The organism is Bacteroides faecium, assembly GCF_012113595.1.
Taxonomy (GTDB): domain Bacteria; phylum Bacteroidota; class Bacteroidia; order Bacteroidales; family Bacteroidaceae; genus Bacteroides; species Bacteroides faecium.
This window is the reverse complement of sequence record NZ_CP050831.1, coordinates 1,812,156-1,836,981: the sequence shown is the minus strand read 5'-3', so window position 1 is coordinate 1,836,981 and position 24,826 is coordinate 1,812,156. Positions and strand designations below refer to the sequence as shown.

The window sequence follows — 24,826 nt, the reverse complement described above, 5'->3', positions numbered from 1 at the left end:
ACAATTTATAATGTCTGTTTCACTTCAATTTCTTCGAATGCCTCGATCATATCGCCCACCTTCATGTCGTTGCAGTTCACTAAGCTGATACCGCACTCGAAGTTTGTACCTACTTCCTTCACATCGTCCTTGAAGCGTTTCAAAGCATTGATGTTTCCGGTAAAGATAACGATACCATCGCGAATCAAACGAGCCTTGTCGCTGCGTTTCACCTTGCCGCTCTTCACCATCGCACCGGCTACAAGACCCACCTTCGTGATGTTGAACACTTCGCGGATTTCGATAGTCGCAGTGATTTGCTCCTTCAGTTCCGGAGCCAACATACCTTCCATAGCAGCCTTCACCTCTTCGATTGCATCGTAGATGACAGAATACTTACGGATGTCGACACCTTCCTGATCGGCCATCTTACCGGCAGCGCCCGAAGGACGTACCTGGAATCCGACGATAATTGCATCCGAAGCGGCAGCCAGAGAAACGTCTGACTCGGAGATTGCTCCCACACCCTTGTGGATGACATTTACCTGAATCTGTTCCGTAGACAGCTTAATCAACGAGTCACTCAATGCTTCGACAGAACCGTCCACGTCACCCTTAACGATGATGTTCAGTTCCTGGAAGTTACCCAAAGCAATACGACGACCCAGTTCATCCAACGTAAGGATTTTCTGCGTACGCAAGCCTTGCTCACGAGCCAACTGTTCACGTTTGTTGGTGATTTCACGAGCTTCCTGATCGCTTTCGACTACATGGAAAGTGTCACCTGCGGCAGGAGCGCCATTCAATCCCAGAATCAATGCCGGTTCAGAAGGTCCTGATTTCGTGATGCGTTGGTTACGTTCGTTGAACATAGCCTTCACACGTCCGTAGCTTGTTCCCGCCAAAACGATGTCCCCTACTTTCAGAGTACCGTTAGATACCAGCACAGTCGCTACATATCCACGTCCCTTATCCAGTGAAGACTCGATGATAGAGCCGGAAGCATTACGGTCCGGATTTGCCTTCAAGTCAAGCATTTCAGCTTCCAGCAATACTTTTTCCAGCAATTCTTCCACACCCATACCTTTCTTGGCAGAGATATCTTGTGACTGATATTTACCACCCCATTCTTCAACAAGGTAGTTCATAGCAGCCAGTTCTTCTTTAATCTTATCCGGATTTGCAGTCGGCTTATCCACCTTATTAATTGCAAAGACAATAGGTACTCCCGCTGCCATCGCATGGTTGATTGCTTCCTTCGTCTGCGGCATCACGTTATCATCGGCAGCCACAATAATGATGGCAATATCCGTTACTTTCGCACCACGGGCACGCATAGCGGTAAACGCCTCATGACCCGGAGTATCCAGGAATGTAATGCGACGTCCGTCTTCCAACTTCACGTTGTATGCACCGATATGCTGTGTGATACCACCGGCCTCACCGGCTATTACATTCGCCTTACGCACATAGTCGAGCAAAGATGTCTTACCGTGGTCAACGTGTCCCATCACCGTAACAATCGGAGCACGCGGTTTCAAATCTTCCGGTGCATCTTCTTCTTCAACGATGGCCTGTGCCACTTCCGCACTTACATATTCAGTCTTGAATCCGAACTCTTCGGCAACCAGATTGATAGTTTCCGCATCCAGACGTTGGTTGATAGAAACCATGATACCGATGCTCATACAAGTAGCGATAACCTGATTGACAGAAACATCCATCATCGTTGCCAGCTCATTAGCAGTTACGAATTCGGTAAGCTTCAATACCTTGCTATCTGCCATTTCCTGGTCTTCCAGTTCCTGCATACGGTTGGAAGCCATTTCACGTTTTTCCTTACGGTATTTTGAAGTCTTGTTCTTTCCTTTGGTTGTCAGACGTGCAAGAGTTTCTTTTACCTGTTTTGCTACATCTTCCTCGCTCACTTCCTGTTTGATAACAGGCTTTTTGAAGCGGTCTCTATTGTTATTGTTATTTCTCCGGTTGTTATTGTTGCCTTGGTTGTTGCCACCACCAGCGTTACCACTGTTGTTGCCACCATGTCCACCGGCACCCCCCTTACCTTGTACATTCGGTCTCGGAGCAGCAAAGTTGGAAGTTGCCACGTTGTTCACGTCCACCTTCTCCTTGTTGATACGGTTCCGTTTCTTCTTATTGCCGTCAGCATTATCTTTCGCCCCAACTTTCGGTTGCTTGGGATCATCCTTACGAATCTCCTTGATGATAGCTTCCTTCATCAACTTCTTCTGATCCTGACGGATTTTCTCTTTCTCTTCGCGTTCACGGCGTTTCTCTTCCTTCGATTTTTTCTTGGGACGAGTAGACTGGTTCAATGCAGCCAGGTCAATCTGACCGATCACATTTATCTTCGCGCCTAATTCCGGTTGACGGATTTTGAATACTTCATCGTCTTTAGAAGGTTCTTTTTCCGCCGATACTTCCGGTGCGACTTCTGCCGATGCTGCTTTTACAGGTCTTTCCACCCTGTTATTTTCTTCCGCCTTCACAGGTGCAGCTTTTACCTTCGGCTCTTCTTTAATCACTTCTTCCACTACTTTTTCCACTTCTGCCGGTTTCTTTTCTACTGTAGGTTCCGGTTGTTTCACAGGTTCCGGTCTTACAGGCTCCGGTTGTTTTACTGCCTCAGGCTGTTTCACAGGTTCAGCTTGTTTTACCGGTTCGGCTTGTTTTACTGTTTCAGCTTGTTTCACCACTGGTTCGGGCTGAACAGGTGCTGTCACCTCTTCTACCTTCACTTCGGGTTCTTTCTTCACTTCAGGTTTAACAACAGGTCGTTCCACAACAGTTTCTTTTTTCTGTTCCGGTTCTTTTTCTACCTTTTCTGTTTTACGACCGTTCAATTTATCCAAGTCTATTTTCCCGACAGGTTTAAACTTCGGACGTGCATCCTCAGGTACGACTGTCTTGATCACATCTTCCGACTTCGGTTTCTCAGGCTGTTTTTCGAAGCCCTCAATCGATACCGATGCCTTATTACGTTCCTTATTCTGACGTTCCTGAATGAAACGCTCCGATTCAAGTCTAAGGTTCTTATCTGTACTAAACTCCTTCACGAGTATAGCGTACTGCTCCTCGCTAATTTTTGTATTAGGATTAGCCTCAACGGTATGCCCTTTCTTTTGCAGGAACTCAACAACCGTTGTGATTCCTACATTCAAATCTCTTGTAACTTTGTTTAACCTTATCGTCATATTTTAAATTTAATGAATAAATGGAGCGAAGAAAATCTCAATCGTAATTACCTAATTACTCTTGTTCCTTTTCCGGTTCTTGTTCTTGTTCTTGTTCCGGTTCTTCTTCTTCAAACTCCGATTTCAAAATGTGTATTACCTCGTCCACTGTCTCTTCTTCCAGGTCCGTCTTTTCAATCAACAACTCGCGTGGAGCATTCAACACAGCCTTCGCCGTATCAATGCCGATAGCCTTGATTGCATCAATCACCCATCCGTCGATTTCGTCTCTAAACTCATCGAGATAGATATCCTCATCAGCTACATTCTCATCCAACTCACGGAACACGTCGATAGTGTACTCAGTTAACATACTGGCCAGCTTGATATTCAAACCGCCTTTACCGATAGCCAGCGAAACTTCTTCCGGTTTGAGGAACACCTCTGCTTTTTTCTCTTCCTCATTCAGACGGATAGAAGAAATTTTTGCCGGGCTCAAAGCGCGCTGTATAAACAATGAAATATTCGATGTATAATTGATTACGTCGATATTCTCATTGCGAAGCTCACGAACGATGCCATGAATACGACTACCCTTTACACCTACGCAGGCTCCTACGGGGTCGATTCTGTCATCATAAGATTCTACCGCAATCTTGGCGCGTTCGCCGGGGATGCGGGCAATCCTCTTGATGGTAATCAAGCCATCATTGATTTCGGGTACTTCCATCTCAAACAGACGTTGCAGGAAAACGGGAGAAGTACGTGACAAGATAATCTTGGGATTATTGTTCTTGTTGTCCACGCGGGCAACTACTGCACGGGCCGTTTCACCTTTACGATAGAAATCGCTCGGGATTTGTTCGGTTTTAGGCAACAGCAGTTCGTTTCCTTCATCGTCAAGAAGCAGCATTTCCTTTTTCCAGATTTGATATACTTCCGCATTGATGATTGTACCTACCTTATCTATATATTTATTATAAATACTGTCTTTTTCAAGTTCCAGAATCTTGGAAGCCAGTGTCTGGCGGAGATTCAGGATAGCACGACGACCGAATTTCGCAAAGATAACTTCGTCAGTCACCTCTTCGCCTTCTTCGTAGGAAGCATCAATCTTCTGTGCTTCGCTCAACGAAATCTGCATATTCGGGTTAGTCAAATCTTCATCGGCCACAACTTCACGGTTACGCCATATCTCGAAGTCACCCTTGTCCGGGTTCACGATTACGTCGTAATTCTCATCGGTGCCAAACATTTTCGCGATTACGCTACGGAACGACTCTTCGAGTACGCTAACCATCGTCGTTCTATCGATATTCTTCAGTTCCTTAAATTCCGAAAATGTATCAATCAAGCTGATTGTTTCTTCTTTTTTGGCCATAACTATTTAAAGCTAATTAAGTATTTAGTATATTTTATTTGCTCATAAGTGAAGGTTTCGTCCTCTTCTACCAGCTTCGGACGCTTGGAACCTTCCATTTTAACTTTCTTCTGTACGGATACCGTAAACTTCTCTTCATCAGCATCTTTCAGGACACCTGCCAGTTTCTGTCCGCCTCTTGTCATCACTTCCACCTCTTGTCCGATGTGAATGTAATACTGTTGCAGCACTTTAAAGGGCTGTCCGATGCCGGCCGAACCCACTTCCAGTTCATAATCTTCCTCTTCACGGTTCAGTTTCGACTCTATGTAGCGGCTAAGCTCCACACAATCCTCAATCCAAACACCTTCTGCATGGTCAATTTCGACCACAATCTTGTCATCCGGGCTTACGGTCACCTCTACTAAAAAGTAGTCTTTTCCTTCCAGCCATTCTTCTACAATCTGACAAACTGTTTTCTTTTCTATCATTTATTCACTATATAAGAACAAAAAAAGGAGCTTAATTGCCCCTCCACCTTTCATCCGTTTCCGGTTGCAAAGATATAAATAATCTGTTCGACTACAAAACATTAAAGAAAAAAAGTATGAATTAACAGTCTTATCTTCGTATCTTTACACCGCAATTAAAAAAACAGGCACTATGGCACACCGTCTCAACACCAATAAACAGTTTATGCTAGGCAATGGAATCCTTGCTTTCGCAGTTATCTTTGTAGTGGTTATTTTTATCTACATGAGTATGCGCCTGCAACGGGATAAACAGGAAGAACGACATTTTATCGAAACTTATACGATTAGTCTGGTAAAAGGATTTGCCGGAGATTCTGTCTCTTTGTTCGTTAATGACAGCCTTATAGTCAATAAAGTTATGCCGAAAGAGCCTTATACTGTGGAAGTAGGTCGTTTCGCCGAACAAAGCGCATTGCTGATTGTGGATAATAAAACTGAATTTGTATCCACTTTCGACCTTAGTGAAAGAGGCGGAACGTATCAATTCGAGAAAGAGGCGGACGGGATTAAGCAACTGGCGAAGTAACAGGCAAAGTCCAGCAGCATCGGTCACCCCCTATATTTCTTATGTTTCTTATATTTCCGTACGATATTTTTTCAGTTCTCCCCGCAAAGCGAGCGCTTTTCCTTCCGTGAATTGATTCAACAAAGCCCAAAAGCGTTCGCTATGATTCATTTCACGAGTATGGCATAATTCGTGCAAAAGTACATAGTCTATCAAATGGGAAGGGAGCAGGACGAGGTAATAAGATAAATTGATGTCCTTTTTTGCCGAACAACTCCCCCATCTTCCCTGACTGGAGTTTATCTTCACACTAGCGTAGGATAATCCATATTGTCTTGACAAACGTTCTAAACGAGATGGAAGAATACTTTTCGCATTCCGCCTCAACGACTCTTCAATGACTTTACGCAGCCACTCCTGCAGATTCTCGTCGGTAAAGTCAGCCGTAGGCGGACAAATGATTTGCATAAAGCCCAACCGGGAATTTGCCAGAAATTGTTCTTTCTCACCGGGTACCAGAGACAATTTGAAATACTCCGCATCAATCTTATAATTCAAATCAATCAACGGACGGTTCAGCCGCCGACGGGAAGCCAACAACTTACCACGTAAATTCTCGATTGCCTGCTTTACCTCTTTCATCGCGGCTCCGGTTGGCACCGAAACATATATCGCATCGCTCTTGGTACGAAAGACAAGACTTTTAGCACGCAGATTAACACGCACCACTAATCGTCCAAGTTCGCCATCTTCTATAACTGTCTCCTTCATCATAAATCTCCTAACAACTACGACAAAAGTAATAAAAAAGAAGATTCTACCTAAAAAACTTCACCAAAGATGCAACTTTATAAAAACATGAACCGTCTAATCAATATAACACCATAGAAATTCAAAATTATGAAAACAAGTTTATTAGCCTTATTAGCAACCGGATTGTTTCTAATACTAACCGCAAGCTCCTGCTTACAGGGAAAACACGTGACCGGCAGCAAGAATTACCTCACTAAAAAAGTGGAAATCGGACACTTCAACGAGATTAAATTATTGGGTAGCGCAAATGTCACGTACCACCAGGGTTCTCAAAATTACATAGAAATTTATGGTTCCGACAATATTATCCCACTTTTAGAGACTTATATCGACGGCAATACACTTATTATAAAGTATAAAAAGAATGTCACTATCTGGAAAGGCAAACTGGAAGTCAAAGTCTTCTCACCGGAACTGAATAAATTAACGATTAACGGTTCGGGAGATATACGTTTCACCAATGGCATACAAACCAAAGAGGATATATCACTCAGCATCAATGGCTCAGGAGACATTAAAGGCGAAAAGTTCAAATGCCGGAGAATGGCAGTTTCCATCAGTGGCTCGGGAGATGTGAAGCTTCAGCAAATAGAAAGCGAAGAATGTACTGCCAGTATTGCAGGTTCCGGTGATATCGGCCTAAGCGGTAAAACTTTCAATGCCGAGTATAAGATTGCAGGTTCGGGAAATATTGGAGCCGGCAACTTGGAATCGGAAAATGTATCGGCCAGTACAGCGGGCTCCGGCAGTATTAGCTGTTATGCCAGCGGGAAATTGATAGCACGTGTGACAGGAAGCGGAGATATAGCCTACCGGGGAAATCCTCAGGAAATAGATGCTCCACGAAAAAATATACGGCAGATTAAATAATCAATCATCTCGAAAGCATAAAAGGGCTACTGCATCGCGCGGTAGCCCATTTATTTAGTTAGTTTTAATCTAAAAATTTGAGAGAATTGAAAACTTCACAGTTTCGCCTTCGTTGTTGTTTTAATTAAGCACACTAACTATATTATATGTTTAAAGCAAATGAAAATGTCTATTCATTCATAACCTGCACCTTGTGATTAATCCTCGCCAGACTGTCAGCGAGAACCTGGTCCGCTTTCACATCGTTTGAGATAGCAACCGATGGTGCTGTTACTTGTTTACCAATGGTATCCGTTGCCAATACACTTCCGTCATCACCGGAGAAAGAATGTTGTGCTACATTCCCCAATGAAAGGATGATTGCAATTACGGCAGCGGCCTTGAACAGAGGGACGAAACGGCCGGTCAGTGTCAAGCGTTTTGCTTTTACGACCACAGGCTCCACCTCTGCCAGAATACGAGCATCAAAGTCTTCGCCCAGTCCCACTTCCTGCTGAACCTGCTGATAAACAAACAAGTTTTTATAGCGAAGCAAATGAGCCGGTACGTCTTCTTTTGAGAAGAAGTCGCGCAATGTTGTTTCCTCCTCAACGGAAGTTTCGCATTGCCAGTATCGCTCCAGGAGCTGTTCTATATCCTTATAATCCATATTCGTCAATTTCTAAATACCTTTGTTTTACCTTTTGCCTGGCCCTGAAGAGGTTCACTTTGACCTGTTCCTCTGTCAGATTCAGCAGGGTTGCAATTTTTTTATAGCTTTCACCTTCAATGTCCCTCAGTTGCATGATAAGCCGCTGTTTTTCGGGAAGTTCATTGACCAGCCTATTGATGATGTTCATTCTTTCATCATGGACCATCTGGTCGTACGGACTGTTTGCATCAGGTTCTTCCTCCATTTCGGGGGTGAGTTCCACGTTCTGGGCTTCTTTCTTCTGACTCCGGTCTATCGCCAGGTTCTTTGCCACTATCAGGCAATAGGCTTCAACCGATTCAAATTGCGACCACTCATCACGCTTGTTCCACACTCTTATCATGGTGTCCTGAACGACATCCTCGGCTTCGGCCCTATCCAGGGTAATTCGGAGTGCCAATCGAAAGAGTTTATCCTTCAGTGGCAAAATATCGTTTCGGAAGCTGATTTCTTGCATCTCTATAATAATGACGGGCTAGGATATGAAAAGTTACAGTAGCCCACTACTTTTTTTTGAATTATTTTTTTATTCTTGTTCCACCGTTGCCGTTAATCGCTGACGCTAAGGTAATTATCACTTCAGACACTCCCGCATTTATTGCTTCAAAAGAGTTCTCCAACTTTGGAATCATGCCACCTTGAATAACGCCGTCGGCTACGTATTGTTCGAATTCGGCACGGGTAATCTGTGGAATCACACTATCATCATCGTTCTCGTCGCGCAGCACTCCCTTCTTCTCGAAGCAATATACCAACGTCACATCAAACAAGACAGATAAGGCCTTTGCCGTCTCTCCGGCAATGGTATCCGCGTTGGTGTTCAGCATATTGCCCTGTCCGTCATGTGTCAACGGTGCCATCACCGGAACGACTCCTTTATGTATCAAGTCCGACAACAAAGTAGCGTCCACTTTTTCCACATCACCGACAAAGCCGTAATCCACGTCTTTCACCGGACGTTTCACCGAACGGATCACATTCATATCCGCTCCGGTCAGTCCCAGCGCATTGACTCCACGTGCCTGTAGTCCGGCCACAATATTCTTATTCACCAAGCCGCCATACACCATTGTCACCACTTTCAAAGTCTCCGCATCAGTGATACGACGCCCATTTACCATTTTACTTTCAATACCCAGTTGTGCGGCAATCTTTGTAGCCGAACGACCGCCGCCGTGAACCAGCACCTTATGTCCGTCGATAGCGGCAAAGTCATTTAACAACTGACGAAGGGTGGCGTCCTCTTCTACGATTTTGCCACCCACCTTAATTACTGTTAGTTTTTCTCTCATTTCTTATATCTTTATTCAGGCACGGATTACACGGATTTCACGGTTTTAGTTGTGTGAGAACGCAAAGCAACCATTCAATTATGCGAAGCTACCGTGAAATCCGTGTAATCCGTGCCTAATTCTATTCTAAATAAGTATATCCGTAAAGTCCCGAACGATAGTTGGAAAGGAACTCTTTTCCTTCTTCCAGGGAAATCTTACCTTCTTTCACTGATTTCGTCACCCAGGTTTCGAGCGTACGTACCAGTTTCTTCGGATTGTACTGTACATAGTCCAGCACTTCCGCTACCGTTTCTCCGTCAATAATCTGTTCTATATTATATCCTTTCTCATTCACAGAGACATGCACGGCATTCGTATCACCGAACAAATTGTGCATATCACCCAAAATTTCCTGATAAGCCCCCACCAGAAAAACAGCCAAATAATAAGGTTCTGTTTTCTTCAAGCTATGTACAGGCAGATAATGAGCCACGTTGCGTGTAGAGATAAAGTTGGCAATCTTACCGTCCGAGTCACAGGTAATATCCTGTAAAGTAGCCGAACGCTCCGGTTTTTCATCCAACCGTTGAATAGGCATAATCGGGAAAATCTGGTCAATCGCCCAAGAGTCGGGAAGTGACTGGAACAACGAGAAGTTACAGAAATACTTATCTGCCAACAACTTGGATAATCCACGGAATTCATCAGGCGCATGCTTCAAACCACCGGCAATCTGATTAATCTCACGTGTGATAGACCAATACAGACGTTCAATCTGAGCCCGTGTTTTCAAGTCCACGATTCCATGACTAAACAAGTCCAGTGCTTCTTCTCTAATCTGCTGGGCATCATGCCATGCTTCCAACATCTTGTTCTGATTCAGTGAATCCCAAATGCCATATAGTTCCTGCACCAGCTCATGCGCATCCGGTGCGATTACCTCTTCGTCGTCCCATTCCGGCAAAGTAGCCGTTTCGAGCACTTCAAAGATAAGCACTGAGTGATGCGCTGTCAATGCGCGTCCACTTTCAGTAATGATATTCGGATGCGGAATACCGTTTTTATCGCTCACGTCCACTAACGTAGAAATAGAGTCGTTCACATATTCCTGAATGGAATAGTTTACGCTTCCTTCACTGTTCGACGAACGGGTTCCGTCATAATCAACGCCCAGACCGCCGCCAATATCAACAAATTCCACTTTAAATCCCATCGAATGAAGCTGCACATAGAACTGTGACGCTTCACGCAAAGCAGTCTTGATACGACGAATTTTCGTCACCTGACTACCGATATGGAAATGAATCAGCTTCAGGCAATCCTTCATCCCTTTGCTATCAAGAAAATCGAGCGCTTCAAGAAGCTCACTGGACGTCAGACCGAATTTGCTGGCATCACCTCCCGATTCTTCCCACTTGCCGCTACCGGAAGAAGCCAGCTTGATGCGGATACCGATATTCGGCTGCACATTCAATTGCTTCGCCATCTTGGCAATCAGCTTCAATTCATTCATTTTCTCCACGACGAGGAAGATACGTTTACCCATCTTCTGCGCAAGCAAAGCCAGTTCAATATAACTTTCGTCTTTATAACCGTTGCAGACAATCAATGAGTCAGAGTCCGTATTGACAGCAATCACCGCATGAAGTTCCGGTTTGGAACCGGCTTCCAGCCCGAGATTGAACTTCTTTCCGTGGCTGATAATCTCTTCCACCACGGGGCGCATCTGGTTGACCTTAATCGGATAAATAATAAAATTCTCGGCTTTATAACCATATTCTTCCGCCGCCTGTTTGAAACAAGACGACATCTTTTCGATACGGTTGTCCAGAATATCCGGAAAACGCAACAGCATGGGAGATGCCACATCCCGCAGTTGTAACTCATCGACCAACTCTTTCAAATCGACAGTCACTCCGTCTCTACGCGGTGTAACAACAACATGACCTTCGTCATTAATACCAAAGTACGAGGTACCCCAACCTGTGATGTTGTAGAGTTCCTCCGAATCTTCAATACGCCATTTTCTCATTTTTCTGTGATTCAGTGTTTTTAGTAAATAATTGGACGGCAAAAATACAGATTAATCTACATGTTGCCAATTAATTGGACATTATTTCTTTCAATCGGTCTGTATATCCGCTATTTCCATTACGTGCATCATACCGCTGTGCCAGTTCCGCAGCCTGCTGATAGAAATAATCACGGAGCTCAGAGACAGCGTAACCCCCATCCGCACGATAAAGAGGAAATTCTTCCGGCAAAGACAACCGAACTTCCTGACGGTCTGCATACTTCATAGTCTCTACCATATCGCAGGAGAAACGATATTTCTTCAGCAAGTTGGTACGCAAGCTCCAGTCGATGCAACGTTCGACATATTCCCAGCCCCTTTCCGGCTTCGTCATCATATTGTAGGCAACAAACAACCCCATATATGACAATAAATATTCATCTTTCTCTCTTCCCGCCAATCCTTCTTCGGCACGGGCACACATATCGGCGGCAATTTCCGGCTTACCGGCTTTCAGTGCATAATAAGAAAGTTTCAGAAAAGCACGTAGATTCGCTTCGTAGCAAGTCACCTGCTTGGTAATCAACGGCTGCGCCCGGCTGTAAGCCTCATCAAACTGACCTGTCTCCAAATAATAATCCAGCATGAAGTTCAATTCGCAAGCCTCGCATGACTGGTCGTCAATCTTCTCCGCCAGCATCTTGTCAATATACTCTTTCGCCTTGTCATACTGCCGCATCCAGATACATTCTACCGACCAACGATGATAATAACTCCGCAGGGAATATCCATTTCTCAGGATACGCGTCTTATAATCCTCTCCAACCGCTTTCACCTGTTCCATCGGAATATCAGGAACGTCGAAAGTACAAGCCCATATCCACTTGTATTTCCATAACAAATCATCTTCCTTGATAACATCCTTGTGGTTTTCATAATCATCCAGGATTTTGGAAAACACGGTAATCTCTTCAGCATCCGCCGAAAGAAGATTCAGTTCATAAATAAGGTCGAGACGCATCTCCGTAGCCCATTCCACATCTTCATTATCATCCGCGATGCGAATCGCTTCTTTCAGCAAGTTTGCTTTCTCACGGGGACGCAAGCTCTCATTTTGAGTCTGCAACAGCAGTTTTTGTATCTCAAGTGTGTATCTCATATTCTTTCAATTAATTCAGGAAGTTAATAAAATCATTCATTTTCGCAGTCATCAATTCGCTAAGCGAATGGTTAAAGAGTTCCATTTCCTCGCTGTTCACCGGATATTTTCCCTGAAGGAGCGACTGCACATACAGTATATGCACCACGTGCTGAAACATCTTATTGTCGCCTTGTATCTGCAACAGCGTCCGCACCATTTCATTATCCGCATTGAACGTCAATGTAGGGGGAATCTGCTTCGCGGTATTCACCGAACCCAGCACAGCCGCCAACGGATTGTTGGCACTTTTCACCGTATTTTCCTTCTCCTCCGCCACGAATATCACTGGAATATCTACCGGTGTGAAATGCTTCAGACGACAGATACAGCCGAAACGTTTCAACAACTCATTCGCTTTCGCTTCAAAATCCTGAAACTCCTTATTGGTTTCCACTTCGCCAAACTGCTCCAACAGCCGCGAAGGAGATATTTCATCCAGCGTCAGTTCCGAATTCAGGCGGGCATACTTTTTCAGCAATGTTTCATCAAAGGTATAAGCAGCATTCACTACCAGCCATCCCTGTGCCCCGGCGATACGTCGCACCTGCCGGAAGTCTTCCAAATTACGGGTATAGCATATCACATTGCCCGCCGAACGGATACTCCCGAAAGTACGGAATCCTTTATTAGTCTCAAAAGGAAGATAATCCATAAACAAACGGAGCAATTCATTGTCTTCCGAAGCAATCGCCTTAATATGGAAGTGATGAACATCCAGAATCTTATTAAACACTTCACGATTATTCTGCACCAATCCCCGCAAATAATCCTTGATAGCCGCCCCAATCTCCTTCCGGGCATCTTTCAGCAAATCATTGCTCACCAAAGACTCCCGCGAAGCGGTAGACAGCAACCCGTCCGCATTCACCAGGCAACGGATAAAGAAAGCCCACGGCGGCAACAAGTTGCAATCGTCCTCACTCAACAACATACGTTTCAGATATACCTTATGCGAATTGCGCACGGAAAACTGCGTACGGAAAGGCAGAATATAAAGCACGCCTTCCACCCGGCCGCTTTCAGTACGTATCCTGAAAGCATCGAGGGCGGACGACTGAAAAGTCTTTGCCCCATAATCGAGCAACTCCTTGCGAGTCGCTTTCGGGTCGAGCCAGACAGGCGACGGTGTATTCACCAACTCCTCTTCACCCTGATAATGCAGATAAATAGGATAAGGCAGCACCTCGCCATAATTAACCAGTATCTTTTTGAACATCTCATATTCAAAAAGATGCATCCAGTCACTCTTGGGATGCAGCACCACTTGTGAACCGATAGGTTGTTCCGCGTCAGATAAAGTCAGCTCGTATGTGCCGTCCACTTTCCCACACCAGCGGACAGCCTGCCCGCCCATTGCCGAACGGCTCTCCACCAAAATCTCATTGGTCACCACAAAACAAGACAGCAGCCCGATACCGAACCTGCCTATAAAATCATCCGCATCGGGCGTATCCCGCTTCGAACTTTCTCCGATAATAGTAAGAAAACGATGTACTTCTTCCTCTTTCAGCCCGACTCCATTGTCCCGGAATATCACCGTCTTGTCATCATTCAGAAAGACATCAATACGGCCTGCATAATTCTCGTCAATATTGCGTAGCGCCGTGATAGCATCTACGCAATTCTGCAACAACTCCCGGACAAAAGTATTCGGATTACTATAAATATGTTCCGACAACAGGGCAATCATCCCTTTCAGGTTGACTTGGAACAAATTATTCCCTTCTTTCTCCATTTTTTCTCTTCTATTTTCTCCTTCTTCCGGTGATTTTCAGCGCTTTTTCATTACCATTTTCAGCCGCCTTCTCAAACCACTCCATGGCTGTTTCATCATTTTCTTCCACGCCATTTCCCATCAGATAGGCGTTTCCAAGCTCAAATTGTGCCTTATCGTTATTTTTTTCCGCCGCTTTCATCAGCCATTGCACAGCTGTTTCCGGGTCGGGTGTGCAGCCTTCGCCATACATCAGCATCTTGCCGAGATAATAAGTAGCACCGATATTCTCGTTACCGGCCGCATCCGTAAACCAGCGATAAGCTTCGGCGTAATTCTCCTTCACGCCTACTCCGTTGTAATAGCAAAGTCCGACCCGATACATACTCGTCACATTTCCGCTATCCGCAGCCAGTGTATAATATTTAAAGGCTTCCGTCTCGTTATCTTCCACTCCGATACCCATCTCGTAGCAGATACCCAGCCCTTCGCTGTACCATTCGTATTCATCAGCCGCCTTTTTGAAATAAGAGAAAGCCTTTTCCGATTCATTCAGCCTGTCGTAGTCATACAGATAATACTCACCCATACGTATCATAGCCATCGGAATCTCGTTGGCAACTGCCTTCTCATACCATTCTACCGCCTTCTTATTGTCTTCCATGCACGAACCGTAACCAAAGAAATAATAGTCACCCATTTTGAACTGGGCATATCCATAATCCTGTTCCGCCGCCTGTGTCATATATTCCACAGCCTTCTGCGGATTTTCTTCCACTCCGGCAGCATTTTCATAAGCCAGTCCCAACTCTGTCAGACAACGGGATTCATTCTTTTCCGCTCCCTTGGAGAAACACTCAAGCGCCTTATCGAAATCTTCTTCCGTACCGATACCATGCTTATAGCAACGTCCCAATGCGAAAAGCGCCTCCAAGTCCTCTGCTGCGGCAGCTTTTTCATACCAACCCAAAGCTTCTTCCGGTTGCGCTTCACCGATAACGCCTTTCTCCAAATAAAGCCCTACACGGAACATCGCATAAGGATAGCCCTCACCGGCAGCCTTCGTACACAGTTCGTAAGCTTTTTCATAACTCTTCTCCACTCCGTCACCGTTCTCATACAAGAACGACAATTCTATCATGGCGAAGCAGGAGCCCATTTCAGCCGCCTTTTCATAATATTCTCTTGATTTCACGGCATCCTTCACACCGCTATACCCATTAGCCAGGTAAAGCGCCGCACGGCAATATCCGTCGACATTATCCATCGAAGCCGCTTTCTCATAATATTCCATCGCCTTGGCATAATCCGGTTCTTCAGACAAGAAGCCGCGCTCGTACATCCATCCCAAACGATAGGCTGCATTTCCCGAACCCAGTTCAACCGCCTTCTCCAGCAGCTCCTTCGCACGGTTCATATCCTCTTCCACCAAGTCACCGTTGAAGTAAACGTTTGCCAGCCCCTCGATACCTGAGACGTAATCACCTGCCACACAACGTTCAAGACACATCAGTCCGCGTTCCACATTCTTATAGTCATCATTGTATAAGTAAATCAACGCCAACTCATACGCACTGTACAACTCGCAATAGAGCATTCCTTTCTCCAGCCATTCAATCGCTTTTGGCATATCCAGCCACTCTTCTTCCTGATAATTATATCCCAGGAAGTTGGCAGCAGACCACACGCCGGCATGCCAGGCCTTTTCCCAAAGTTCAAAACCAAGTTCTTTTGATTTATTCAGTTCCGGATAGCGGAAATAAAGTGTACCTAAGTTTTTAAGCGTATATAAATTCGGAACTATCTCCAACGATTTCTCATAATAAGCGGCTTCTTCCGCCACACCGCCTTCTTCCCGATCGAGCGAATCTCCCAGTGCGGCATACGTATGTGCACGCAAGCGATGTCCTTCGGGCAGCTCTTCCAACAATTCCTTACGTATCTGCAAGGCTTTCTCCTTATTTCCTGTGAATTCTTCGGCAAACGCACGATAATGCTTTCCCCATAGCAAAGCTTCGGGAGAAGAAAGAGCCGCAAAACGGCGTTCGCCTTCCTCTTTATCCTGTTCGCAATAAAATCCCATAAATTTCCAATAGGCAACGGTTGCTTCCGCTTCCGCCCAACCCATATCGGCAGCTTTTTCGTAATAAGGGAACAAATAACTCATATCCCTCTTACCGTAACGGGCTTCGGAATACTGGGCACCTTTCTGCGCCCATCCCGCACCGCTGAACACAGCCACGCGGTCGCATACCTGCATCACCTTCTCCCACCAGAACTCGTATTCCTCTTCGTTGAGACCGACCTCGACATTACAGTCGAACGCACTGAATATCAGTTCGAAGAAATCTTCTGTCAGTGTCTCGTCTTCCCGGGTATCCAAAGCATATTCGCACACAGCCAATGCTTCCCACCAGTTTTCAGCATTTAGTAATGAAGTTGTCGTGTATTGCGGGAACCATGCAGCGGCAGGCTTCCCTGAAGTCTTAATCTCAGCAGATAATCTCTCAAAATTCTCTTTTAATGTTTTCATGATATTGCCTTACCTTAGTTTTTTATATTAATAGTAAACAAAAAATCTCGTAACGAGCGGCAAGGTACAAATATTGACCGAATGAACAAACAAGAGAGTCAAAAAAGATAAAGTCCGGAATACAAATTAGGCACGGATTACACGGATTTCACTGTTGCCTTATACAACCATATCTCAAAAAACCGTGAAATCCGTGTAATCCGTGCCTATTCCCAATAATAAGTTCTACTATTATAAACCTAAAAGCTGTTGCAAACGTTGAACAGAAGCATCTATCTGCCAACGGTCTTCCAACTCGTCCGCATTGAAGATATATTGTGCCTGATGATAGAAAGACGCCCGTTTTTCCAATGCCTGAACAATGAACGCTTTCAGTTCGTCATCCTCTTTTCCTTGAAGAATGGGACGCTGTTGTTTGGCTACACGCAAGCGCCTGAACAACACATCGGGATGTACATCCAGAAAAACAGTCTTTCCCACCCGGTTCATAAACTCCATATTATCAAAAAAACAAGGCGCTCCACCTCCCGTAGAAATTACCACATTCTCAAACTCGGCTACTTCGTGGAGCATGCTCCTCTCCAGTTCCCTGAATCCTGTCTCGCCTCGTTCGGTGAATAATTCTCCAACGGTTTTGTGAAAACGCTCTTCAATATACCAGTCCAAATCAATGAACGATATATTCATCTGACGGGCAAAAGCCTTGCCCAATGTCGTTTTTCCGGCACCCATATAGCCGGTAAGGAAGATACGAACCATAAATGACTAATTTTGTGAGCAAAATTAGTCATTTAATTCATTATTTGAAAACTTTCACCCGTTCTTCCAATGGTTGAAATTCTTTTTCACCCGGTTTGCCGGTAGGAAGTCCGAACGGCATTTCCGCAATCAGATGCCAGTGTTCCGGCAAGTTCCACTCACGACGCACAGTGTCGTCAATCAACGGATTATAATGTTGCAATGATGCCCCGAAACCTACATCTTCGAGCATTACCCACACAGCCAGTTGATGCATTGCCGAAGTCTGTATCGACCATCCCGGAAAGTTCTGTTGATATGACGGAAAGGCTTCCTGAAGCCCTTTTACTACATTCTGGTCTTCAAAAAATAATACGGTTCCATAACCGCAAGCGAATGAATTATCTATTTTCTCTTCTGTCTTTACGAAAGCCTCAGCCGGCACGATTTTCTTCAACGCATCCTTTACAATCTGCCACAATTTCTTGTGAGATTCTCCCAGCAACAGTACTACGCGTGTAGACTGCGAATTGAATGCCGACGGTACGTGGCGCACTGTCATATTGATGATACACTCTATCTCCTGGTCGGGTATAGGCGACTGATTAGTAATTGAATAGTAAGTCCGACGTTGTTTTAAAGCCTCGCTAAAAGTTTTTTCCATGATAGCTCTTGTTTTTAGTTCATATTCTTAAAGTCTCTTTTTTTTATAACAAGTAGTCCCCCTAACTTGTTCAGTTAGAGAATATATTTGTACCTTCGCACCGTCAATTCATTGACTTTACAAATTCATCGTCAAAAAATGGCTAAACAGAAATTCTACGTAGTATGGGAAGGCGTCACGCCCGGGATTTACACTTCCTGGACGGATTGCCAGCTTCAAATCAAAGGATACGAAGCTGCCAAATACAAATCATTCGATACCCGTGAGGAAGCCGAACGGGCACTCACCATGTCCCCCTACGCCTATATCGGCAAAAATGCGAAAGCCAAATCAAGCGGAGCAAAAGTATCTTCGGATATATTGCCTGCCTGCGTGATCGACAACAGCCTCGCAGTCGACGCCGCTTGCAGCGGCAATCCCGGTCCGATGGAATATCGCGGCGTGCACGTTGCCAGCCGACAGCAAATTTTCCACTTCGGTCCGATGAAAGGGACAAACAATATCGGCGAATTCCTTGCCATCGTGCACGGACTGGCCCTGCTGAAACAAAAAGGATTCGATATGCCTATCTACAGTGACAGCGTCAATGCCATCAGTTGGGTGCGCCAGAAAAAATGCAAGACCAAACTTCCCCGTACCGCAGAGACAGAACAACTCTTCCTCTTGATAGAACGGGCGGAAAAATGGCTGAGAGAAAACACCTACACCACCCGTATCCTGAAATGGGAAACGAAAGAGTGGGGAGAGATTCCGGCAGATTTCGGCAGAAAATAAAAATGATATAATTCAAAACAAGTAATATGAAATCATTGACTTCCAACAAAGCTTTCTGGCTACTATTAGTCATTTGCGTAGTAACAATCCTGCCTTTCCTCGGACTGTCCGAGTACCACACGAAAGGCGAACCTCGTGAGTCTATCGTATCCTATTCCATGCTGGAAAACGACAACTGGATTCTGCCTAGAAACAACGGTGGAGAAATTCCTTATAAACCACCTTTCTTTCATTGGACCATAGCGGCCGTTTCGCTGTTGAATGGTGGACAGGTTACAGAAATGACATCCCGTATGCCCTCCGCCATTGCGCTAATTGCCATGACTCTTTTCGGTTTCTTATTCTTTGCCAAAAGAAAAGGAGTAGAATTGGCATTACTAGCCGCTTTTATCACCTTGACCAATTTCGAGTTGCATCGTGCGGGAGCCAACTGCCGGGTAGACATGGTATTAACCGCTTTGACCGTATGCGCATTATATTGCTTTTATAAATGGTATGAAAAGGGGCTTAAAGGAATCCCATGGTTAGCCATCCTTCTTATGAGCTTGGGCACACTAACCAAAGGTCCGGTAGGTACAATTATCCCCTGTCTGGTCACAGGCATTTTCCTGTTGCTACGGGGCGTTAACTTTTTCAGAGCCTTCCTGCTCCTTTCCGCATGGGCGCTGCTTTCGCTTATCCTGCCTATATGCTGGTACATCGCCGCTTATCAACAAGGGGGAGAAGAATTTCTGGCATTGGTTATGGAAGAAAATTTCGGTCGTATGACAAACACTATGAGCTACGATTCCTGCGTCAATCCCTGGCATTATAACTTTGTTACGCTATTTGCAGGTTATGTACCTTGGATATTGCTGGGTGTACTCTCCCTTTTCAGCCTGACCTACCGCAAATTCGCCATTCAGCCGACTGCATGGTGGAAGCGTTTCACCTCCTGGATAAAAAATATGGATCCGGTGGATTTATTCTCTTTCACCAGCATCGTCATCATATTTGTCTTCTATTGTATTCCCCAAAGCAAACGCAGTGTTTATTTAATGCCTATCTACCCTTTCATCGCCTATTTCCTGGCCAAATATTTATTCTACCTGGTCAAGAAGCAATCTAAAGTGATAAAAGTGTACGGCAGCATCCTGGCGGTAATCAGCTTGCTATTATTTATCACTTTCATTGTCGTGAAGTGTGGGCTTATCCCCGAAACCATTTTCCACGGCCGCCATGCACAGAACAATATCAACTTCCTGAGGGCAATACAAAACATCAGTGGAATAGGCTCCCTGGTATTGATTGCCATACCCACCATCCTCGGTATCTGCTGGTGGTTCTACCAACGCAAGCACGCATTAAGTAACCGTTTCCTCTATGCCATTGTCGTGCTTACCATGGGATTATATCTGGCATTGGATGGAGCCTATCAGCCGCCAATCTTAAACTCCAAGTCTGTTAAAGCCGTTGCGGCAGAAATAGATGAGGTCGCCCCCGCAAGCAAAGGCGCTCTTTATGAGTTTATAGAGAGAAGCATACTGGCTAAAGGTGATCCCGTTCACTACTTTGAAATTAATTTCTATCTAGGCAATCGAATCAATAATTTTTATAAAGATCGTCCCATTGAGGGATTTTTATTGATAGGAGCAAATGATGCCCAAAAGTACCTTCCAAAATTTAAACAAGAAGGTTACCAATTTGAATTGCTCTATCAGTCACCCAAGCCAGTACTTCACGAGACTGCCGAAGTGTACAGGTTTACAAAAAAACAACCAGTAGAAGTCATCCCGGAAAGCAAGACTACTGAATCTGCTTCTGAGTAACTTCCAGCGAGTTCACCGTTTTTCCATGCTTCACCAGGTATTCCGCCGACTGAAGCATGGAAAAACTATATTCCTTCAAAGGCAAGAAACCATCATCCATCGGGACAGTAACCAGTTTGCCATTGTCTGTCCGGTACGTAAACTCCTGCTGCGTCTCATAATTATAAAGAAACAACAAAGAATCATTGCGTCCCACTATCATATTGTCGGCTGTATAAAACATACAGGGGCGTTCTTCACGCAGCAAGTCAACTCCGAAGTTATTCTGCAAATAATCAATGTTCAACATACCCAGCACAGTAGGCTGGATATCCACCTGTCCGCCAAAAGAGTTTATCTCTTCAGGAGTAATCTGACTGGAATAAATCATCAATGGGATATGATTATAGGATTGCGGGAGTTCACACTCGGCGTCTCCTACGAGTTTGCCATGGTCTCCTTCCAGCACAAAGATAGTATTGTCAAACCAGGGCTGCTTACGTGCTTCGGTAAAGAACTTGCGCAAAGCCCAATCCGCATACTCTACAATCTGTGTTTCCGGCTCACTCGTTTTCGGATGGAAATAAGGCGGTATCACATACGGCGGATGGTTACTGATAGATAGCAAAGTAGCAAAGAAAGGCTGTCCGGTAGCCGCCCGCCGGTTCAGCACCGGAATAGCGTAATCATACAGAAAATCGTCCTGTACCCCAAAGCTATTCACCACTTTATCAGCCGGATAATCTTCCTGTGAGAATACTTCATCGAAACCATTAGTCCGGAAAAAGGCATTCATATTATCATATTGTCCTTCATGAGTCATGAAGAAAAGGTTGTGATAACCGTTTTCCTTCAGCACGGTAGGCAGACCTGAGTAACGGGGAATCACCGAGCCCTTCATCAGATTCCGTTTCATCATGGCCGGGAAAGAATACAAAGTAGCATACAGACCGTGATTGGTATGGATGCCGGCAGAATAAAAATTGCGGAAACTAAGAGAACGGGTATACAGACTATCCAGGAAAGGAGTCAAAGACTCCGACTGCCCGAAATGCTTCATAAATCCACAAGACATGGATTCCATCATAATCAATACGACGTTAGGACGGCGATGCTGCATACTGTCCGTTTTTGAAGCGTACCTATGCACAGCCAATGGCGAAATATCAGCTTCCCCCGGACGGTTCAGGAAAGCCTGCGCCTTGCTTATGGCCTCTTGTTCATCCATCAGATGCAGGTATTTATTTTCGGGCCGCATGTCATCCATTACACTCGTCAGCAGATTAAACGTCGGGCTTACCCCCAGTTGATTCAGGAAAGCATCCTGACAGAAATACGCTGCACTCACTTTTATCGGATTGTATCCCGTACGTCCCCGGATTCCAAAAACACAAAGGCCGATAAGGCATGCACCGAATACAAACGCGACTCCTCTCTTCCAGAAAGGGAACAAAGTAAAGCCCGCACAACGTTTACGGAAATAGCGTGCCAGAAAAACAATCCAGAAAACGAAAATCACCATGAAAAGGAAGTACAACCCAATAGATAGATAATAGGCACTTTCCCCCAATATCATTCCCGCAGTGGTTCCTGCATAGCCAAACCATTCGAATATGGACGAATTAATATGCTTAAAGAAATAAGCAAAATAAGGCATATCCGATGCACTAATCAGATAAACCACTCCATAAAAGGTACTGAAAAAGATTGTGAAGAAACGAAACAATGCTTTCCCGTAATAATTGCAGACTCCGCATACCACTGCTATCGTCAAAGGCAGTAAAAGTATATAGCAGCCTATTACGTTATCGAACCAAATACCATGTATGAAGGCAAGCAGAGCCAACGCCTTATCCGACATTGCTTCGGGAGTCAACTGATGATAGGAAGAGATAAAAAGCACCAGTCGGAACAACCCTGTAATAATCAGAGCGGAAACATGCACAGCCAGTATATATAGTATAAGATTCAGAAAACGTTTCATAATAGCCTTTTCTTTTTATGAATTAAACGAAATGAGGATTATTTTTTTCCTTTATAAATATAAACGAAATGAAGAATCAGGAAATTAATCGGCACCACTATAATCATAACCAGTATCGGTGCCAGAAGCTCACCTGCTCCCATCCAAAGGAAAAGATTCAGCAGACCAATCTCAAGCAAATAATTAATAAGGTGACTAAAGCCAAAACCAATAGCATTATGAGAGGAAGGTTTTGAACGGAACGTAAAGAAGGTTGTCAGGAAATAGTTGCAGATAAATCCGACCGCATAGCCCGCCGTAAAAGAGATATTGGCATTGGCAACCAGCAAAACCAGGCAATACACGCCATAATGAATAGCCGATGACACCGTACCGACCACCCCAAAACGAGCAAACTGCCAAAATTTATCCCGCCATTCCGGGTGTTTGTCCAGTATAGCCTTACTTATTCTGATCATCGTACAACACTTCTTCCACGTTATAGAGCGGGCGACGTTTCACCTCCCGATAAATCTTACCGATATACACCCCGACTGCCCCTATGGACACCAGAACTACCCCGCCGACAAACCAAATGGACAGCATCAGGGAAGCCCAACCATGCTCCGCCGTTCCCGAAATCAACGCATAAAGAACATAGAATCCTATCAGAATACTGATAAAGACGAATACGATTCCTAAATAAACAATGCTGTAAATAGGTTTCACCGAAAAAGAAGTGATGCCGTCCAAAGCCAGTCCGAGCATTTTCTTCAGTGTATATTTGGAAGTCCCGGCAGTCCGCTCCCGAATCACGTCATCTACCGTCGTCGAAGGGAAGCCCAACAATGGAATAATACCACGCAAATAGATATTCCGCTCCTGATAATGAGATAGCTGTTGCAGGACTCTCCGGCTCAGGAAACGGAAATCGGCGTGATTATAGATAGTTTCTACGCCCATCTGTCGCTGTAACTTATAAAAAGCGGTTGCCGAAAGGCGTTTCAGCATCGGGTCTGCCTGGCGGGATACCTTCACTCCATATACCACATCATATCCTTCAGTATAGGCATCAATCATTTCCTCAATCGCATTCAGGTCATCCTGCAAATCGGCATCAATGGTAATAACGGCATCACTCCAGTCTTTAGCGGTCATCATACCTGCCATGATTGCGTTCTGATGTCCCACATTCCGTGCCAAATTCATACCTTTGATATACGCATTTGTCATATGCAACTGCTTGATGATGCTCCAGGTACGATCCTTGCTGCCATCATTCACAAAAAGCACAAAACTATCGGCACTGATTTTCTCCTTCGCAACCAGCTCGTCAAACAAGGCAGTCAAGCGGCCGGCTGATTCTTCCAACACCTCCTCCTCATTGTAACAGGGAGACACAATAGCCAATTTAATCATTTTTCGTCCGGTTTATTCAGTTCAGCCAGTTTAATATCTGCAAATTCAGAGTAAGTAATAAAGGGATACCCTTTTTCTTTCAGTTCCCGGATAAGCATATCCAGGCGTTCTTCCATTCCTCGGCCGGAATGATTGCGGATAATAAAAGGCATCTTATATTCGGGATGTTCATTCAATGGGTAAAACTCCCACGGATGAAAGTAAGTAACGAAGTATCCGTCATGTTTCAGCACCCGGTTTACCAAACGCTGGTACAGCCACATCGGCAAGTTGTGACAAGACAGCCAAAACAGCGGGAATCGAATCCATGGAGTCACGGAAGCGGGAATTTGAAGTACTTTCCCCGTCATAAAGCAAGTACGCGGTTCGGACAGATGCATATATCTCCCGGGAATGAATGCCGGGTTCAATGAAGTATTATATATATATTCCATCCGTTCAATCTCCGCATCCGATACAGGAAACATTCGCGGCTGACGATAGCCCTTTATCGTTCTGCCCGTCAAACGTTCGAGAATCTCTTTTGAACGGCTGACGTCAGAAGCCTGGGGCTGCCAATGGTCGCATCCATGTGCGGCAACTTCATGTCCTTCATCCATAATGCGCCGCATGACTTCCGGCGCATTTTCAGCAAAATTGCTTGTACAAAAGAAAGTGGCTCTCACCCCGTTGTTTTTCAGACAGTCCAATATTTTATTTGTACCATAAACAGATACTTTCATTGCTTCGTCCAACGGGATATCTACCCCATGTTCACGGGGGACATCAAATTCCTCTGTATCAAAACTTAATAATATCAT

At 44.8% G+C, this 24,826-nt stretch carries 21 protein-coding genes; 4 read left to right on the top strand and 17 right to left on the bottom strand.

Annotation, left to right across the window (positions count from 1 at the left end; translation table 11 throughout):
* Positions 1–5 precede the first annotated feature (5 nt).
* Genes infB through rimP form a run of 3 tightly spaced genes read right to left on the bottom strand, consistent with a single transcriptional unit; the run spans position 6 to position 5,024 of the window.
* Positions 6–3,194, bottom strand: a complete 3,189-nt coding sequence (infB, locus tag BacF7301_RS06440; RefSeq protein WP_167961301.1) for a translation initiation factor IF-2 — start codon at positions 3,192–3,194, stop codon at positions 6–8.
* A 55-nt stretch (positions 3,195–3,249) separates the two neighbouring features.
* Positions 3,250–4,554 carry a transcription termination factor NusA gene (nusA, locus tag BacF7301_RS06435; RefSeq protein WP_167961299.1) on the bottom strand — a complete coding sequence of 435 codons (1,305 nt, stop codon included), beginning with the start codon at positions 4,552–4,554 and terminating at the stop codon, positions 3,250–3,252.
* Positions 4,555–4,556: 2 nt separating this feature from the next.
* The gene (gene rimP, locus BacF7301_RS06430) at positions 4,557–5,024 is read right to left on the bottom strand and encodes a ribosome assembly cofactor RimP (protein ID WP_167961297.1); all 468 of its coding nucleotides are present in this window, start codon (positions 5,022–5,024) and stop codon (positions 4,557–4,559) included.
* A gap of 172 nt (positions 5,025–5,196) precedes the next feature.
* On the opposite strand from rimP, the gene BacF7301_RS06425 reads away from it, so the two are divergent.
* Positions 5,197–5,592, top strand: coding sequence for a hypothetical protein (locus BacF7301_RS06425; RefSeq protein WP_167961295.1), 396 nt, complete (start codon positions 5,197–5,199; stop codon positions 5,590–5,592).
* A gap of 48 nt (positions 5,593–5,640) precedes the next feature.
* On the opposite strand, the gene BacF7301_RS06420 is transcribed toward BacF7301_RS06425, so the two are convergent.
* The gene (locus BacF7301_RS06420; RefSeq protein WP_167961293.1) at positions 5,641–6,345 is read right to left on the bottom strand and encodes a YgjP family zinc-dependent metalloprotease; all 705 of its coding nucleotides are present in this window, start codon (positions 6,343–6,345) and stop codon (positions 5,641–5,643) included.
* Between the two features lie 126 nt (positions 6,346–6,471).
* Between BacF7301_RS06420 and BacF7301_RS06415 the strand changes: the two genes are divergently transcribed.
* Positions 6,472–7,254 (top strand): head GIN domain-containing protein, encoded by a 783-nt coding sequence (locus BacF7301_RS06415; RefSeq protein WP_167961291.1) that lies wholly within the window; start codon positions 6,472–6,474, stop codon positions 7,252–7,254.
* Positions 7,255–7,423: 169 nt separating this feature from the next.
* Here the strand turns inward: BacF7301_RS06415 and BacF7301_RS06410 are convergent, their stop codons facing one another.
* From BacF7301_RS06410 to BacF7301_RS06370, 9 genes are all read right to left on the bottom strand, one after another.
* Positions 7,424–7,903: a PG0215 family putative anti-sigma factor gene (locus BacF7301_RS06410; protein WP_167961289.1), complete on the bottom strand. Its 480-nt coding sequence runs from the start codon at positions 7,901–7,903 to the stop codon at positions 7,424–7,426.
* The gene (locus BacF7301_RS06405; protein WP_167961287.1) at positions 7,893–8,402 is read right to left on the bottom strand and encodes a GFO_1088 family ECF-type sigma factor; all 510 of its coding nucleotides are present in this window, start codon (positions 8,400–8,402) and stop codon (positions 7,893–7,895) included. Before BacF7301_RS06405 ends, BacF7301_RS06410 begins: the two co-directional genes overlap by 11 nt.
* A 61-nt stretch (positions 8,403–8,463) precedes the next feature.
* A complete protein-coding gene (gene argB / locus BacF7301_RS06400) occupies positions 8,464–9,237 on the bottom strand; it encodes an acetylglutamate kinase (RefSeq protein WP_167961285.1) in 774 nt (257 codons plus the stop codon).
* A gap of 121 nt (positions 9,238–9,358) precedes the next feature.
* A complete protein-coding gene (gene speA / locus BacF7301_RS06395) occupies positions 9,359–11,251 on the bottom strand; it encodes a biosynthetic arginine decarboxylase (protein WP_167961283.1) in 1,893 nt (630 codons plus the stop codon).
* A gap of 70 nt (positions 11,252–11,321) precedes the next feature.
* The gene (locus BacF7301_RS06390; RefSeq protein ID WP_167961281.1) at positions 11,322–12,392 is read right to left on the bottom strand and encodes a hypothetical protein; all 1,071 of its coding nucleotides are present in this window, start codon (positions 12,390–12,392) and stop codon (positions 11,322–11,324) included.
* Positions 12,393–12,402: 10 nt separating this feature from the next.
* Positions 12,403–14,169 (bottom strand): HSP90 family protein, encoded by a 1,767-nt coding sequence (locus BacF7301_RS06385; RefSeq protein ID WP_167961279.1) that lies wholly within the window; start codon positions 14,167–14,169, stop codon positions 12,403–12,405.
* Positions 14,170–14,179: 10 nt separating this feature from the next.
* Complete coding sequence (locus BacF7301_RS06380; protein ID WP_167961277.1) at positions 14,180–16,681, bottom strand: tetratricopeptide repeat protein; 2,502 nt, start codon at positions 16,679–16,681, stop codon at positions 14,180–14,182.
* A gap of 231 nt (positions 16,682–16,912) precedes the next feature.
* Positions 16,913–17,440, bottom strand: a complete 528-nt coding sequence (locus BacF7301_RS06375) for a shikimate kinase (RefSeq protein WP_167961275.1) — start codon at positions 17,438–17,440, stop codon at positions 16,913–16,915.
* A gap of 40 nt (positions 17,441–17,480) precedes the next feature.
* On the bottom strand, positions 17,481–18,083 hold the full coding sequence (locus BacF7301_RS06370; RefSeq protein ID WP_167961273.1) for a nitroreductase family protein: 603 nt from the start codon (positions 18,081–18,083) through the stop codon (positions 17,481–17,483).
* Positions 18,084–18,221: 138 nt separating this feature from the next.
* Between BacF7301_RS06370 and BacF7301_RS06365 the strand changes: the two genes are divergently transcribed.
* Both BacF7301_RS06365 and BacF7301_RS06360 read left to right on the top strand, forming a co-directional pair.
* On the top strand, positions 18,222–18,857 hold the full coding sequence (locus BacF7301_RS06365; protein ID WP_167961271.1) for a ribonuclease H1 domain-containing protein: 636 nt from the start codon (positions 18,222–18,224) through the stop codon (positions 18,855–18,857).
* 26 nt (positions 18,858–18,883) lie between these two features.
* Entirely contained in the window at positions 18,884–20,665 is a 1,782-nt protein-coding gene (locus BacF7301_RS06360; protein ID WP_167961269.1) for an ArnT family glycosyltransferase, read from the top strand.
* On the opposite strand, the gene BacF7301_RS06355 is transcribed toward BacF7301_RS06360, so the two are convergent.
* From BacF7301_RS06355 to BacF7301_RS06340, 4 genes are read right to left on the bottom strand one after another with little or no spacing between them, the layout of a single operon-like run.
* Positions 20,643–22,628, bottom strand: a complete 1,986-nt coding sequence (locus tag BacF7301_RS06355; RefSeq protein WP_167961267.1) for an LTA synthase family protein — start codon at positions 22,626–22,628, stop codon at positions 20,643–20,645. The two genes, BacF7301_RS06360 and BacF7301_RS06355, sit on opposite strands and share 23 nt — an antisense overlap.
* Before the next feature lie 38 nt (positions 22,629–22,666).
* Positions 22,667–23,086 (bottom strand): GtrA family protein, encoded by a 420-nt coding sequence (locus BacF7301_RS06350; protein WP_167961265.1) that lies wholly within the window; start codon positions 23,084–23,086, stop codon positions 22,667–22,669.
* On the bottom strand, positions 23,070–24,026 hold the full coding sequence (locus BacF7301_RS06345) for a glycosyltransferase family 2 protein (protein ID WP_167961263.1): 957 nt from the start codon (positions 24,024–24,026) through the stop codon (positions 23,070–23,072). Before BacF7301_RS06345 ends, BacF7301_RS06350 begins: the two co-directional genes overlap by 17 nt.
* Positions 24,023–24,826 carry a polysaccharide deacetylase family protein gene (locus BacF7301_RS06340; RefSeq protein ID WP_167961261.1) on the bottom strand — a complete coding sequence of 268 codons (804 nt, stop codon included), beginning with the start codon at positions 24,824–24,826 and terminating at the stop codon, positions 24,023–24,025. Before BacF7301_RS06340 ends, BacF7301_RS06345 begins: the two co-directional genes overlap by 4 nt.

What these genes read in the sequence shown, in the direction of transcription:
- BacF7301_RS06355 (WP_167961267.1), bottom strand. Translation starts at nt 22,628, where the DNA reads ATGAAACGTTTTCTGAATCTTATACTATATATACTGGCTGTGCATGTT.
- BacF7301_RS06390 (WP_167961281.1), bottom strand. Translation starts at nt 12,392, where the DNA reads ATGAGATACACACTTGAGATACAAAAACTGCTGTTGCAGACTCAAAAT.
- BacF7301_RS06410 (WP_167961289.1), bottom strand. Translation starts at nt 7,903, where the DNA reads ATGGATTATAAGGATATAGAACAGCTCCTGGAGCGATACTGGCAATGC.
- BacF7301_RS06420 (WP_167961293.1), bottom strand. Translation starts at nt 6,345, where the DNA reads ATGATGAAGGAGACAGTTATAGAAGATGGCGAACTTGGACGATTAGTG.
- BacF7301_RS06425 (WP_167961295.1), top strand. Translation starts at nt 5,197, where the DNA reads ATGGCACACCGTCTCAACACCAATAAACAGTTTATGCTAGGCAATGGA.
- BacF7301_RS06370 (WP_167961273.1), bottom strand. Translation starts at nt 18,083, where the DNA reads ATGGAAAAAACTTTTAGCGAGGCTTTAAAACAACGTCGGACTTACTAT.
- infB (WP_167961301.1), bottom strand. Translation starts at nt 3,194, where the DNA reads ATGACGATAAGGTTAAACAAAGTTACAAGAGATTTGAATGTAGGAATC.
- speA (WP_167961283.1), bottom strand. Translation starts at nt 11,251, where the DNA reads ATGAGAAAATGGCGTATTGAAGATTCGGAGGAACTCTACAACATCACA.
- BacF7301_RS06385 (WP_167961279.1), bottom strand. Translation starts at nt 14,169, where the DNA reads ATGGAGAAAGAAGGGAATAATTTGTTCCAAGTCAACCTGAAAGGGATG.
- rimP (WP_167961297.1), bottom strand. Translation starts at nt 5,024, where the DNA reads ATGATAGAAAAGAAAACAGTTTGTCAGATTGTAGAAGAATGGCTGGAA.
- BacF7301_RS06375 (WP_167961275.1), bottom strand. Translation starts at nt 17,440, where the DNA reads ATGGTTCGTATCTTCCTTACCGGCTATATGGGTGCCGGAAAAACGACA.
- BacF7301_RS06405 (WP_167961287.1), bottom strand. Translation starts at nt 8,402, where the DNA reads ATGCAAGAAATCAGCTTCCGAAACGATATTTTGCCACTGAAGGATAAA.
- BacF7301_RS06380 (WP_167961277.1), bottom strand. Translation starts at nt 16,681, where the DNA reads ATGAAAACATTAAAAGAGAATTTTGAGAGATTATCTGCTGAGATTAAG.
- argB (WP_167961285.1), bottom strand. Translation starts at nt 9,237, where the DNA reads ATGAGAGAAAAACTAACAGTAATTAAGGTGGGTGGCAAAATCGTAGAA.
- nusA (WP_167961299.1), bottom strand. Translation starts at nt 4,554, where the DNA reads ATGGCCAAAAAAGAAGAAACAATCAGCTTGATTGATACATTTTCGGAA.
- BacF7301_RS06350 (WP_167961265.1), bottom strand. Translation starts at nt 23,086, where the DNA reads ATGATCAGAATAAGTAAGGCTATACTGGACAAACACCCGGAATGGCGG.
- BacF7301_RS06345 (WP_167961263.1), bottom strand. Translation starts at nt 24,026, where the DNA reads ATGATTAAATTGGCTATTGTGTCTCCCTGTTACAATGAGGAGGAGGTG.
- BacF7301_RS06415 (WP_167961291.1), top strand. Translation starts at nt 6,472, where the DNA reads ATGAAAACAAGTTTATTAGCCTTATTAGCAACCGGATTGTTTCTAATA.
- BacF7301_RS06365 (WP_167961271.1), top strand. Translation starts at nt 18,222, where the DNA reads ATGGCTAAACAGAAATTCTACGTAGTATGGGAAGGCGTCACGCCCGGG.
- BacF7301_RS06360 (WP_167961269.1), top strand. Translation starts at nt 18,884, where the DNA reads ATGAAATCATTGACTTCCAACAAAGCTTTCTGGCTACTATTAGTCATT.
- BacF7301_RS06340 (WP_167961261.1), bottom strand. Translation starts at nt 24,826, where the DNA reads ATGATATTATTAAGTTTTGATACAGAGGAATTTGATGTCCCCCGTGAA.